Source organism: Rhodoferax sp. RT4P68 (assembly GCF_056521305.1).
Genome location: NZ_JBWMBB010000007.1, coordinates 205,626 through 218,148 on the forward strand (window position 1 = coordinate 205,626; position 12,523 = coordinate 218,148).

Consider the following 12,523-nt stretch of genomic DNA (forward strand, 5'->3'; position numbering starts at 1 on the left):
GTGGAAACGCTGGGCCTGCGCATCGTTGTCGCCCTGTGCTGCGCCAACGATCATTCTTTCATCCGACCGCTGCGTCTCGCAGCCGGACCACTGCTCAGGAGACTTTGTATGGCCTTCGTAGGACTTGATCACGACGAGCGCGGCTTTTCGACGCTGACGCTCACGTCACCCGACAACCGCAACGCCTTCACGACCGAAGCCGAGGTGCACGAGTTCGTCGCCGCGCTCGACGAGGTGGGCGCCCGTCATGCCACGCGCGCCCTGATCGTCACCGGAGAGGGCAGCGCGTTCAGCGCCGGCGGCAACATCCGCCGCATGCTCGAGCGCTCTCGTGACGCGAGCATCCAGCCCATCGACGAACGCCACCGCTACCGGGAAGGCATCCAGCGCCTGCCGCTCGCCATGCATGCGCTCGAAGTGCCGACGATTGCGGCCATCAACGGGGCGGCGGTCGGCGTCGGCCTCGACCTTGCCTGCTTGTGCGACATCCGCATCGCGGCCGACGACGCACAGCTCGCATCGAGCTTCGTCAAGCTCGGGCTGATTCCGGGCGACGGGGGCGCCTGGCTGCTCCAGCGCGTGGTGGGCTACGCCGCCGCGGCCGAACTTGCGTTCACCGGGGACACCATTGACGCTACCGCCGCCCTGCGCATCGGCCTCGTCTCGCGTGTGGTGCCGCGCTCTGGCCTGCTGGACGAGGCGCGCACGCTCGCGGCGCGGATTGCACGCAGTCCCGGCGAGGCCTTGCGCATGACCAAGCGCCTGATGCGCGAGGCAGGGCACGTCTCGCTTCCGACGCTCCTCGAGATGTCGGCGGCATTCCAGGCGCTCGCGCACTTCACCGACGACCACCGCCGCCTGGTCGAACGTGCGGTCGAACGCCGCCCGGCCTGAGCCGGCATCGGCTTCCAGTTCCAACCATCTCGCTCAACTCCCACAGGGACACTCCACCATGTACACCCGTCGCCGCTGCGTTGCCCTCACCATCGCTACCTGCGTCACCGCCGCAGTCACCGTGCCGCTGCCAGCGCAAGCCCAGCAGCGGTTCCCGAACAAGCCAGTGACGCTGGTGGTGCCGTTCGTGGCCGGCGGCGGCGCCGACACGATCGCGCGATTGGTCGCGACGCAGCTGCAGCAGCGGCTGGGGCAGCCCGTGGTCGTGGACAACAAGCCAGGTGCCGGCGGCAGCGTGGCCGCCGACGCAGTGCGCCGGGCGCCAGCCGATGGCCACACGTTGATGATCGTGTCCAATACCTTCGTCACCAACCCGGCGATCAGCAAGACCAGCTACGACCCGGTGCGCGACTTCACACCGGTGACGACGCTGGGCACTTCGCCTTACCTGCTGCTCGTCAACTCCGCCTCGGAATTCAAGTCGCTGGCCGACGTTGTGCGCGTGGGCAAGGCGAAGCCGGACACATTGAACTTCGGCTCGGCTGGCAATGGCGGCATCACCCACCTGCTGGGCGAACTGCTGAAGCAGCAGGCCGGCTTCACTGCACAGCACGTGCCCTACAAGGGCACGGCCGCGGCGATCGTCGACTTGATCGGAGGTCAGCTGCAATTCATCTTTGCCGACACCGCATCGGCAACGCCGCACGTCAAGTCCGGGAAGCTGCGAGCGCTTGCCACCACTGCACCGGAGCGTTCGCCGCAGCTGCCCGACGTGCCGACCACCGCGGAGGCCGGCGCAAAGGTAGAAGTGATCGGGTTCTACGGCCTGCTGGCCCCCGCACATCTTCCGGCAGACGTGCTGGCCAAGCTCAACGCCGAAGTGAGCGCGGTGCTGGCGTCCGCGGAGGTGAAGCAGCAGTTCGCGGCTTCCGCCACCGACGCGCTCGCGATGCCGTCCGATCAGTTTGCGCGCCGCATGGCAGCCGAGGTGGAACTGTGGAAAGACGTCGTGAAGAAGAGCGGCAGCAAGTTCGATTGATGGATGGGGACCAGCCGCATCGCCCTCGGAGACCCACCATGGATCAACCCACCTCGTCGCTTGGCGCTGGCGCGCTCGCCTGCCTCGCTTTCGGCGCGTGCCTCGTGATGCCCGCCACGGCGCAGCAGCCCATGCTGCCCCGACATGACCCTGGCGCCTCGCAACCAGTGCGGGCGACGGCGCTGGCCACCTGGCCTGAGCAGACGTTCCTCGAAAGCATCGCCGCCTCGCACGACGGTACGCTGTGGATCGTCAACAAGGAGGGCGCGCGCATCGAGCGTCTTGCGCCCGACGGCACGCGCAGCGCCTTCGCGGCGCTGCCGCAGGGCGTGACCGGTGTCGAACTGGCAGACGACGGGGGCCTGTACGTGACCGGCCGGGAGAAGGGCAAGCCCGAGACGGTCTACCGCATCGACGCGGCAGGCAAGGTGGAGGTCCTCGTCGAGCTTGCGCAGGCGAAGTTCCTCAACGGCCTCGCGCGCATTTCGCCCCACACGCTGCTGGTGGCCGACTCGGGCGCGAAGACGCTCTGGAAGGTGGACCTTGCAACGCGCAGCGTGAGCCGCTGGCTGGTGCACGAGTGGTTCGGACACCGCGACCCGACGCACGACTTTCCGACCAACACCTTCATCCCCGGCGCCAACGGTATCAAGCGCTTCAAGGACGCGGTCTATGTCTCGAGCACCGACCGCGGCTTGATCGTGCGGGTGCCGCTGCGCAGCGACGGGAGCGCGGGCGAACCGTCGATCTGGGCGCGCGACCTCGTCATCGACGACTTCGCCTTCGATGTCGACGGCAATCTCTACGGCACGACGCACCCGCTCAGCACCGTCGTGCGCGTGCGTGCCGATGGTTCGCGCTCGACGATCGCGACCGGCCCGCAAGGTGTCGTCGGCGCCACGGCGGCGGTGTTCGGTACGCGGCCCGGCGACGAGCGGTCCTTGTACGTGGTGGGCAACGGACGCATCCAGCACGAGCAGCAGAACCACCCCGTGCGGCTGGTCCGCCTGGACGTCGGCGTCCCGGGCTATCCGCGCTACCAGTCGATCACGGACGGCGCTGCAGTGCGGCAGGTGGCGCGCATCGAGTTCTTTCTCGTCACGACCCAGACGGTGCCCGGCACCGACATGGCGCGGCGCGAATCGGCACTGGCGTACACCACCTATCTGGAGCAGCAGATCGATCGCATTGCATTGGGTGTGCAGGTGCTCGACGCGCCCGGCGGCCAACCGGCGCAGCGGTTGTACTTCGTGCGCGCTGCGGACGCCGACGCGGCCAAAGTGTTGATCGAAGCGTCCCCGTACGCGAAGTTGGGCGTCTACCGCGTCACCGATGTGAAGCCGGCGACGGGGATGCTCGGCGGATTGATGGGCGGGGTGGTGTGGCCACCGCGCACCGCGGCCCCCTAACCGCCTACTTCAGCTAGCTGCAGGATGAGCCGACCGCCTGCGCAGAGACCGCTGGACGGCCGGTGCGTCATGCCGGTCGATCGACTCGCCATTCAGAAGGAGACCACCATGGATTTCGCCTACTCGCCGAAAACGCAGGAGCTGCAGGCCCGGCTGTCGAGCTTCATGCAGGAGCATGTCTACCCAAACGAAGCTCGCTATAGCGCGGAGATTGCCGCCAATACCAGTGCCGGCAGACGATGGACGCCGCTCTCGCTGATCGAGGAGCTCAAGCCCAAGGCGCGAGCGCAGGGCCTGTGGAACCTGTTCTTGCCCCCGAGTGCCCAGGGCCACGGCGAAGCCACGGCGCCAGCGCGCGAAGGTGGACTTTCCAATCTCGACTACGCGCCCCTCGCCGAAGTCATGGGCTGTGTGCCGTGGGCGTCCGAGGTCTTCAACTGCTCCGCGCCCGATACCGGGAACATGGAGACGATCGAGCGCTATGGGTCGGCCGATCAGAAGCGGCAGTGGCTGGAGCCGCTGCTCGACGGCCAGATCCGCAGTGCGTTCGCCATGACCGAGCCGTCGGTCGCTTCATCCGACGCAACCAACATCGAGGCCCGGATCGAGCGCCGTGACGATGAATACCTGATCAACGCGCGCAAGTGGTGGACCTCGGGAGCAGGCGACCCGCGCTGTGCGGTCTACATCCTGATGGGCAAGACGGACATCGATGCTCCGCGCCACTCGCAACAGTCGATGGTGCTGGTGCCTGCGGGCACAAAGGGCATCACGGTGCTGCGCCCACTGAGCGTGTTCGGCTATGACGACGCGCCGCATGGCCACATGGAGGTCGACTTCGTCGATGTGCGCGTGCCCGCGGCCAACATCCTGCTGGGCGAAGGCCGTGGATTCGAGATCGCGCAGGGGCGGCTCGGGCCCGGCCGCATCCACCACTGCATGCGGCTGATCGGATTGGCGGAGCGCTCGCTCGAGTTGATGTGCCGGCGTGCGACCAGCCGCACTGCGTTCGGCCGTCCGCTGGCCGAGCAAGGCGTCACACGTGAACGCATCGCCGAGGCGCGCTGCCTGATCGAACAGGCCAGACTGCTGACGTTGAAGGCTGCCTGGATGATGGACGTGGCCGGCAACAAGAGCGCGCAGGCAGAGATCGCGATGGTCAAGGTCGTGGCGCCGAGCATGGCATGCAGGGTCATCGACTGGGCGATGCAGGTGCACGGCGGCGCCGGCATGAGCGAGGACTTTCCGCTTGCGTACGCCTATGCGGGCGCGCGCAGTCTGCGCTTCGCCGACGGGCCCGACGAGGTGCACCGCAACGCGATCGCAAAGCTGGAGCTTGGCCGCTATCGATAGCGCCGCAGCGCAGGGCTGCGGTGCGAGGTGGCAGGGCGTTGCCGCCGGGGGCGGGCCTGCCAGCAAGGCCACAGTCTGATCGACAGTCCGTCAGTCCGTCAGTCCATCTGCGTCAGTCCGTATGTCCACCGGCCGGGCTGCCGGCTTGCGCTGTCGGGGCCCTGGTCTCGGTGGCCCGACGACGGCCACAGGACCTCAGCGGGCGCATTCGAGGATCTCACGCACCACGTGCGGGCCTGCGATATGCCTCGGGTTGGTGTGAATCCATGGGTCGTGCATCGCGGCTTCGGCCACCGCGTCGATCTGCGCATCGGTGGTGATGCCCACCTGGCGCAGCGTGTTCGGCAAGCCCAGGCGTTCGATGAGTTGGGCGACGAGCGTCGCAGCGTCGGTATCCGGCTGCCCCATCGCCTGGCTGATCAACGCGTGCCGTTCTGCAACTGCGCTGTGGTTGAAGCGCAGGACGTGTGGCATCAGCACGCAGGAGGTGTAGCCGTGCGGCACCCCGCCGGTGCCGCCGAGGGCGTGGCCGATGGCGTGGCTGGCGCCCTTGTTGACGCCGGCCTGAGAGCCCACGGTGGACAGCCACATCGCCATCTGGGCGTCGAGCCGTGCCTGGAGGTCCTCAGGATCGCGCTTCGTCCGTGGCAAGGCCTGAGCGAGCAGCCTGATCGCCTGCAGCGCCGTGCCTTCGGAATACGGCTGTGCGTCGATCGAACAGATGTCCTCGACCGCGTGATCGAAGGCCCGGATGCCGGTCGAGAGCCACAGCGCCTCGGGCGTTGACAGCACGACGCGTGGGTCGAGCACGATCACGCGGGGCACCTGCAGCGGATGCGTGAAGACCTCTTTCACGCCGCGTTGCGTGTTGGTGATGCCGGCATAGGGCGTGAACTCGGCGCCGGCCAGCGTGGTGGGCACCGCAATCATGCGCACGCTCGGCGGGCGGATGTCGGCGCGTTCTGTGGTCATCTTCTCGCCCGGCTTCAGACGAAATGCGTCCAGTTGCGCGACGTCGGTCAAGTCGTTGGCCAGGCAGGTCTGCACCAGCTTGGCCGCGTCGGTGATCGAGCCACCGCCGACGGTGACGATCAGGTCGGCGCGCGCTGCGCGTGCCGCTGCGGCGGCGCTGATCACGTCCTCGCGCGGCGTGTGCGGCGCGACCCGGTCCCAGGTGCCGGCGTACCGGGTACCCAGTGCGCGCACGATGGCGCCGACGATGTCGGTCTTCTCGATCACGATCGCCGGGGCCATCACGAACACGCGCTCAGCGCCCAGGCGCTGTGCCTCTTGCGCCACCACCTCTGCGGCGGGGCGGCCGAACACGATGCGCTCGATGCGCGGCAAGCTGTAGATGCCGAAATACATGCAAATCTCCTGGTGGTGTGACCGGTTCAGATGACCTTGGCTGTGCGCAGCGCCTCGATCTCGGCAGCGTCGAGCCCGAGCCATCCGCCGTAGATGTCGGCGTTGTGCTGGCCCAGGCGGGGACTGGGCTGGAGCCTCGGCGGTGGCGCGCCGTCCAGGCGCAGCGGCGTCGTGGGCAGCACCACCGAGCCGAGATCGGGGTGGTCCACGCGCTGCAGCATGCCGCGCTCGTGCAGGTGCGGATCGTTCACCACCTCGTGGAGCCCGCGCACGGGTGCCGCGGGCAGGTGTGCACGGCGCGCGGCAGCGAAGACTTCGTCCTTGCTCAGCGTGGCGGTCCACTCGCCGACCAAAGTGTCGACCTCGGCCATGATCTTGACGCGGTCCGCATGGGTTGCGAATCGCGGGTCCGTGGCCAGGTCTTCACGCCCCATGGCACGCGCCAGGCTGCGCCAGTGTTCGTCGGTCACGCAAATGATCGCGGCGTAGCCATCGCGTGTGGCATAGACGTTGTATGGCGCCATCGACAGGCCGCCGTGCCGGTTGCCGGTGCGCGCCAGGCCCACGCCGCCGGTGGCGTGGTGCATGCCCAGGTTGGAGCACAGTGCCGGGTACACCGCATCGAGCATGGCCACTTCGACCGTGCGGCCGACGCCGCTGCGCTCGCGTTCGTACAGGGCGGTGAGGATGGCTCCATACAGGTGAATGCCACCCAGGAAGTCAGAGATCGCGGGCCCGGCCTTCACCGGTGGGCCCTCGGGGAAGCCGGTCGCTTCCATGATGCCGCTCATCGCCTGGATCGTCAGGTCCATCGCCAGAAAGTCGCGGTAAGGGCCCTCGGTACCGTAGCCTGATGCAGACGCGTAGATCAGCCGCGGGTTGCGTGCACGCAGTGCTTTGGCGCCCAGGCCCAGGCGGTCCATGACGCCGGGCGCAAAATTCTCCTGGACGATATCCGCCTTGTCGACGAGCTGCAGAAACAGCGCACGGCCCTGCGGATCCTTGAGGTTCAACGTGATGCCGAGCTTGTTGGAGTTGAGCATCGCCAGCGGCAGCGAGGCAACGTCCACATCGGCCCGCAAGCGCGCGGGCTCGCCGCGCAGCGGCTCGATCTTCACCACGGTGGCACCGGCCATCGCCAGCAGCAGCGAGCAGTAAGGGCCCTGGTAGATCTGACCGAGGTCGAGCACGACGATGCCATCAAGGGGCAGGCGGGCGGCGCTAGCGTTTTCCATGGTGCGAACTCCTGAAGTCATTCGATGTCGATCAGCACCTGGCCGATCTTGTTGCCGGATTCGACGGCAAGGTGTGCGTCGACGATGCGTTCGAGGGGAAATCGCGCCGCGATGCTGAAGCGCGCCCGGCCGCTGGACATCCACGCTCCGATGTCGGACGTGGCGGCATCCTTGGCGGCCTGCGGCAGTCCGTACATGTGGACGAGCCTCAGCACGAGATTGCGCTTGAGCAGGTCGAAGAATGGGATCTGCGGCTCGCGCACCACGGTGGCGTAGGTGGCGATCACTGCACCCATCTTGGCGATGCGCAGGTTCAGTGCGAGGTTGTGCGCAAACTCGACCTCCACGATGCGATCGACCCCGGCCCCGTCGGTCAGTGCGAGCACGCGTTCGGCCACATCCTCTTGCTTGTAGTTGAACACCGCGTCGGCGCCGGCCTCGCGCGCTCGTTCGGCCTTCTCCGGCGAGTCGACGGTCGTGAAGACGCGTGCACCTGCCCACTTGGCGAGTTGCACTGCGAAGTTGCCCACGGCACCGGCGCCGCCGGCGACGAGCACGGTCTGCCCGGTCGGCGGCCCGTCCGCAAACACCGCGCGATGCGCGGTAATGGCCGGGATGCCGAGGCACGCGCCGACGGTGTAGTCCGCCTCGGGCGGCAGGGCCACGGCCTGCGCCGCTGGCACGACGGACCATCGCGCGGCCGTGCCGCCAGCGCGCTCGAAAGCCGCGTTCCAGGTCCAGACACGCTGGCCGAGGCGACTTGCATCGACGCCGTCGCCGACCTCGTCGATCACGCCTGCGCCATCACTGTGCGGCACCTGGCGCGGGTACTCGAGCTTGCGCGCAGTGCCTGAGCGGGTCTTGACATCCGAAGGGTTGACGGCGGAGGTGACAAGGCGCACGCGCACCTCGCCCGGGGCAGCATGTGGCTCGGGCATCTCGCCGACGACCAGCACTTCGGCGGCCGGTCCGTTGCGTTCGTACCAAGCGGCCCTCATCGTGAGGCTCCATGCGTGTGGTCGGGAGAAGTGTGGGTCATGGCGGTCACCGTTTGTGTTGACGATGTACTGAAGGTATCCGCCGATGCACAGGCTCGCCAGCCGTTGACAGTGACGCATTTCCACCGAGCGGAATAAGGGCGTCTGCGCGAACAGGGCCTGTCTGCGGCCGATTTCCGGCCAACGGAATCGCCACCCTTGCCGCCGCGACCGCTGGCGCGTCGAGGCGTAGAAGATTCCAGGCATGGACCAGCACAACCCAACACCCAGCAGCGCAGCGGTGTCGACACCGATGTCGCAAGACCAGCGCACCGCGCTCGCGGCCTTCCTGACCGCCCAAGGACTCCTTGATCCAAAGGCGGCCACCGACACGCTGCAGGTCACGCGCCTGACCGCCGGCTACTCCAACATCACCTGGCGCGTCGACGGCACGACGATGCCGCTCGTGGTGCGGCAGGCCCCGCCTGGCGTGCAAGTGAAGGGGGCTTACGACGTGGCGCGCGAGTACCGCGTGATGCGCGCGCTGGCCGAACAGTGGCCGCGCGTGCCGCGTCCGCTCGCGCTGTGTGAGGACGCATCGGTGCTCGGCAGCTCCTTCGTCGCGATGCCCTTCGTGAAGGGGCGGACGTTCGGCGCGGGCGTGACCGTCGAGCGCGCCGCTCTGCCCCGTGTGGCAGGAGCCTTCGTCGACACGCTGGTCGAACTGCATGGTCTTAACCGCAGTGCCGCAGGCTTGCCTGATCGTGCGTCCGAGCCCCTTTACGCGCACCGGCAGCTTGTAGGAGCGATACAGCGCTTCGGCGCCGCGCAATCCAGACCGGTACCGCTGCTCGACGAAGTGTTCGCCGCGCTGCTGCGCGATTTTCCCCAGACGACCAGGCTGTCTGTCACCCACAACGACTACCGGCTCGACAACGTCATCTTCGATTCGGTGCAGGACGACCGGGTGCTTGCGGTCATCGACTGGGAGATGGCCACGATCGGTGATTCCTGGCTCGATGTGGGGAGCGCGCTGGCTTACTGGACACAGGCGAACGACGAGCCGGCGCTGGTCGCGCACAGCCTCGGCCCGAGTCACCTTCCGGGTGCTCCGACACGCGTCGAGTGGGCTAAGCGCTACGGCGCGGCAATCGGCGCGACAACACCGTACCTGCCTTGGTACGTCGCTTTCGGCTTGGTGCGTCTCGTCGTGGTGCTTCAGCAGCTGCAGGCCAGATGCCGAGAGGGCGACAGCGGGAGCCACAGCGATCCGCGCCTGCGGACCATCGAAGTCTGGATCGACGCGCTGACGCGGCGTGCTGCCACCACGCTCGAAAGGAACGCTGTGTGAACCACGATTTGTCCGGTATCCGCGTACTCGTCACCGGTGCTCCCAGCGGTCTCGGCGCAGGTTCTGCGACTCGAGTGCCATGGGGTGCGATCGTCAACGTGGCCTCGTCGGCCGGGCTGCGGCCATGGGCACAGATCGGGCCTTACGCAGCCAGCAAGGCCGCGCTGATCCACCTGACGAAATCGATGGCGCTCGAATGGGGGCGGCATGGCCTGAACGCCAACGCCTTGTCTCCAGGCTACGTGCACACCGGCATCAACGACGCTCACTGGGACGGCGGCAAAAGGCTCGTTCAGCGCTTGCCGCGGCAGCGCCTGGGGCAGGTCGACGATCTGTCAGGCGCTCTTGTCCTGCTGTGCAGCCCGGCATCGCGTTTCATCAACGGCGTTGCATTCGCGGTGGACGATGGACTGAGCGTCTGACGCAGGCTTTGAAGACGGCTGGTCACTTCGGCCAATGCCCGAGCACTCTGACCGGGGCACTCACTACGCCACCATCGGCGTGTCAGAAATGGTTGCCCACGACAAGCTCACGCAGCCGCCGATGGGCTGCGCTGTCCAAGTCGGCGGGTCGCTGGTTCTTGGCCTGCAGATAGTGGTGTGTGAACACGTCCAGCCAGGCCTCCAGCGTGTTGGCAGCCTCGGGCTCGCCGGCCAGGGACAGGCACAGCGCGGCCACTTCGCTGGTGCAGAAGTGGTCGTTCCGGCGCGAGCGGCGCAGTTGGTAGGCGGAGGCGCGCTCCGGTTCCAGGCTCAGCACCGGCAGGCTCGCCAGATAAGGGCTGCGGCTGAACATCTTGCGGGCCTCGGCCCAGGTGCCGTCCAACAGGACGAACAGCGGACGCGCACCGGCTGCCCCTGCAATCTGGGGCGGTGGCAAGGCCGTGTGCACGATGCGATCGGGCCCTGCGTATTCGCCGGGGAACACGACGTACGGTTGCCATTGCGGATCGCGCAGCAGGGCCAGCAGGGCAGGGTCGAATTCGGTGCGCGCCCAGGCGAAGGCAAACGTGTGGGCCACCACGTCGGCCACCAGCCAGCCCGTGTTGCTGGGCTTGAGCGGCTCGATGTCGGCCATCAGCAGGCACATGCCGGCACGCGTGGCGACTGCGGGGCGCAGCGCGCACAGGCAGTGGCTGGGCAGCAGCCGGCAGCCCGCGCAGCGCTCGTGCTTGAAACCGCCGCGCGCCATGAAAGGCTTGGCGCTGCGCGTGAGCCGCGCAGCACGCAGCAGTGAGACGGCATGGGGCATGTCGTGATTGTGGTCGTGCGCTTCGCGTCTTTTGTAGGGCGCCGCTTTGACCCAGTGCGAAGGTCATACAGGTGCGCAGCGCGCATGAAAAAGCCCGCACAAGGCGGGCTCGGTCGCGGCAGGCCCTCGGTGACGAGGGCGTGTCGGGATGGATCAGTAGCCGCGGCCACCGCCGTAGTTGCGCGAACCGCCACCACCGCCGCCACCGCCGCCGGAACGGCCGCCTTCTTCACGGGGGCGTGCTTCGTTGACGGTCAGCGCGCGGCCGTCGACGGACATGCCGTTCAAACCGCGGATGGCGGCTTCGGCTTCTTGGGCCGAGCCCATTTCCACAAAGCCGAAGCCCTTGGAGCGGCCGCTGTCGCGGTCCATCATGACTTGTGCGGAAGCGACGTCGCCGAAAGCGGAGAACTGCTCGCGCAGGGAGTCGTTGGTGATGCTGTAAGCCAGATTGCCTACGTAGATACGGGTGCTCATGTGTGTCCTTTGGGGGGTTTAACGTTGATAGGGAGGGCGGGAGGGTCGCGCCGGCGAAGCGGAGCGGGTTTCAAGGTGCCGGAAGGTGATCCGTCCCTTGGTGAGGTCGTAGGGCGACAGTTCCAGAGAAACGTTGTCGCCCGCCAGAATGCGGATGCGGTGCTTGCGCATCTTGCCGCCGGTGTAGGCGACCAGCGAATGGCCGTTGTCCAGCGTCACGCGAAAGCGCGAGTCCGGCAGCACTTCGGCCACCTTGCCGCGCATCTCGATCAGTTCTTCTTTGCTCATTCAGCTGCCTGGAACGGGGATGGAGGGATGGCCGACGCAGCAAGGCGCGGCCGGATGAAGTCGTAGCCCTGCGCAAGCGCATGGCAACGGGCGCTCTCGTGCGAGGGGAATCTGCCAGTCAAGCGCACGACCCTGTCATGGGTGCCGCTGCCACGACCGCTGCGAATGGACACGGAGGCGGCATAGGCGCCGTCATCGGTCACGCGGACGAGGGGAGAAATCAGAAACTTGCCGAGCGAAACGGTACTGTTGGAATGAATCATGAAGCCGCGCACTCTGCTCGAGTTGGCGCGCATTGGGGGGAGGGTGTCGGCAATTAGGCCGACAAGGTAAGCTCGCCTTGGAGAGGAGGTCGACAGCCTGGAGGAGCCGGGCGGGGCCGGTCATTGAGGCTTGGCATGGGCCCGCAATGGGGGCTTGGGCATGTCGAACGACTGCTGCCGCGTTGGAGAGCACGTCTTGGCAGAAGCGCGATTGTACGCGCACTGCGTGCACTAAATCCCAGGCACTTGCTTTTGCCGCGCACAAACAAGGTCAAAGGAGCGGTCGGAGCCCGCCCGCCATCTTTGGCTACTGAACATTTGCCAAGCGGTGTGCGGCGGGCTCCGGGTCAGATGCGTCCCATCAGCATCAGGATGATCACGACGACCAGTACCAAACCCAGGCCCCCACTAGGTACATAGCCCCAGGACCTGCTGTGGTTCCAGGAGGGCAACGCGCCGATCAGCAGCAGGACGAGCACGATCAGCAAGATGAGGGATAGCGACATGATGGGCCTCGGAGATGTAGTTGTGATGGGCCGATGGTGGGGGTGTGTGGGCGGGCCGTCAGCCGGCCTCGTGCCCGTCGCATGGTGAGGGTTTTCCTACGGGGTTCGCCCC

The 12,523-nt window shown here is 67.2% G+C and carries 14 protein-coding genes; 6 read left to right on the forward strand and 8 right to left on the reverse strand.

Annotation, left to right across the window (positions count from 1 at the left end):
• Window positions 1–108: 108 nt before the first annotated feature.
• From AC099J_RS16855 to AC099J_RS16870, 4 genes are all read left to right on the forward strand, one after another.
• Window positions 109–894: an enoyl-CoA hydratase-related protein gene (locus AC099J_RS16855; RefSeq protein WP_479616433.1), complete on the forward strand. Its 786-nt coding sequence runs from the start codon at window positions 109–111 to the stop codon at window positions 892–894.
• A complete protein-coding gene (locus AC099J_RS16860; protein WP_479616434.1) occupies window positions 869–1,933 on the forward strand; it encodes a Bug family tripartite tricarboxylate transporter substrate binding protein in 1,065 nt (354 codons plus the stop codon). The genes AC099J_RS16855 and AC099J_RS16860 overlap by 26 nt, the downstream gene beginning before the upstream one ends.
• Before the next feature lie 38 nt (window positions 1,934–1,971).
• Window positions 1,972–3,342, forward strand: a complete 1,371-nt coding sequence (locus AC099J_RS16865) for a hypothetical protein (protein ID WP_479616435.1) — start codon at window positions 1,972–1,974, stop codon at window positions 3,340–3,342.
• 108 nt (window positions 3,343–3,450) lie between these two features.
• Window positions 3,451–4,695: an acyl-CoA dehydrogenase family protein gene (locus AC099J_RS16870; protein ID WP_479616436.1), complete on the forward strand. Its 1,245-nt coding sequence runs from the start codon at window positions 3,451–3,453 to the stop codon at window positions 4,693–4,695.
• Between the two features lie 195 nt (window positions 4,696–4,890).
• On the opposite strand, the gene AC099J_RS16875 is transcribed toward AC099J_RS16870, so the two are convergent.
• From AC099J_RS16875 to AC099J_RS16885, 3 genes are read right to left on the reverse strand one after another with little or no spacing between them, the layout of a single operon-like run.
• Window positions 4,891–6,063, reverse strand: a complete 1,173-nt coding sequence (locus tag AC099J_RS16875) for an iron-containing alcohol dehydrogenase (RefSeq protein WP_479616437.1) — start codon at window positions 6,061–6,063, stop codon at window positions 4,891–4,893.
• A gap of 26 nt (window positions 6,064–6,089) precedes the next feature.
• Window positions 6,090–7,298 carry a CaiB/BaiF CoA transferase family protein gene (locus AC099J_RS16880; RefSeq protein ID WP_479616438.1) on the reverse strand — a complete coding sequence of 403 codons (1,209 nt, stop codon included), beginning with the start codon at window positions 7,296–7,298 and terminating at the stop codon, window positions 6,090–6,092.
• 17 nt (window positions 7,299–7,315) lie between these two features.
• A complete protein-coding gene (locus AC099J_RS16885) occupies window positions 7,316–8,542 on the reverse strand; it encodes an NADPH:quinone reductase (RefSeq protein ID WP_479616439.1) in 1,227 nt (408 codons plus the stop codon).
• On the opposite strand from AC099J_RS16885, the gene AC099J_RS16890 reads away from it, so the two are divergent.
• A complete protein-coding gene (locus AC099J_RS16890; RefSeq protein ID WP_479616440.1) occupies window positions 8,541–9,626 on the forward strand; it encodes a phosphotransferase family protein in 1,086 nt (361 codons plus the stop codon). The two genes, AC099J_RS16885 and AC099J_RS16890, sit on opposite strands and share 2 nt — an antisense overlap.
• The gene (locus tag AC099J_RS16895) at window positions 9,623–10,048 is read left to right on the forward strand and encodes an SDR family oxidoreductase (RefSeq protein WP_479616441.1); all 426 of its coding nucleotides are present in this window, start codon (window positions 9,623–9,625) and stop codon (window positions 10,046–10,048) included. The genes AC099J_RS16890 and AC099J_RS16895 overlap by 4 nt, the downstream gene beginning before the upstream one ends.
• Window positions 10,049–10,130: 82 nt before the next feature.
• On the opposite strand, the gene AC099J_RS16900 is transcribed toward AC099J_RS16895, so the two are convergent.
• The 5 genes from AC099J_RS16900 to AC099J_RS16920 form a co-directional block, all read right to left on the reverse strand.
• The gene (locus AC099J_RS16900; RefSeq protein ID WP_479616442.1) at window positions 10,131–10,877 is read right to left on the reverse strand and encodes a tRNA-uridine aminocarboxypropyltransferase; all 747 of its coding nucleotides are present in this window, start codon (window positions 10,875–10,877) and stop codon (window positions 10,131–10,133) included.
• A 153-nt stretch (window positions 10,878–11,030) separates the two neighbouring features.
• On the reverse strand, window positions 11,031–11,354 hold the full coding sequence (locus AC099J_RS16905) for an RNA recognition motif domain-containing protein (RefSeq protein WP_479616443.1): 324 nt from the start codon (window positions 11,352–11,354) through the stop codon (window positions 11,031–11,033).
• A gap of 18 nt (window positions 11,355–11,372) precedes the next feature.
• The gene (gene infA, locus AC099J_RS16910; protein ID WP_479616444.1) at window positions 11,373–11,642 is read right to left on the reverse strand and encodes a translation initiation factor IF-1; all 270 of its coding nucleotides are present in this window, start codon (window positions 11,640–11,642) and stop codon (window positions 11,373–11,375) included.
• On the reverse strand, window positions 11,639–11,938 hold the full coding sequence (locus AC099J_RS16915; RefSeq protein WP_479616445.1) for a hypothetical protein: 300 nt from the start codon (window positions 11,936–11,938) through the stop codon (window positions 11,639–11,641). The genes infA and AC099J_RS16915 overlap by 4 nt, the downstream gene beginning before the upstream one ends.
• A gap of 314 nt (window positions 11,939–12,252) precedes the next feature.
• Window positions 12,253–12,411: a DUF3309 family protein gene (locus AC099J_RS16920; protein ID WP_479616446.1), complete on the reverse strand. Its 159-nt coding sequence runs from the start codon at window positions 12,409–12,411 to the stop codon at window positions 12,253–12,255.
• Between the last annotated feature and the right edge of the window lie 112 nt (window positions 12,412–12,523).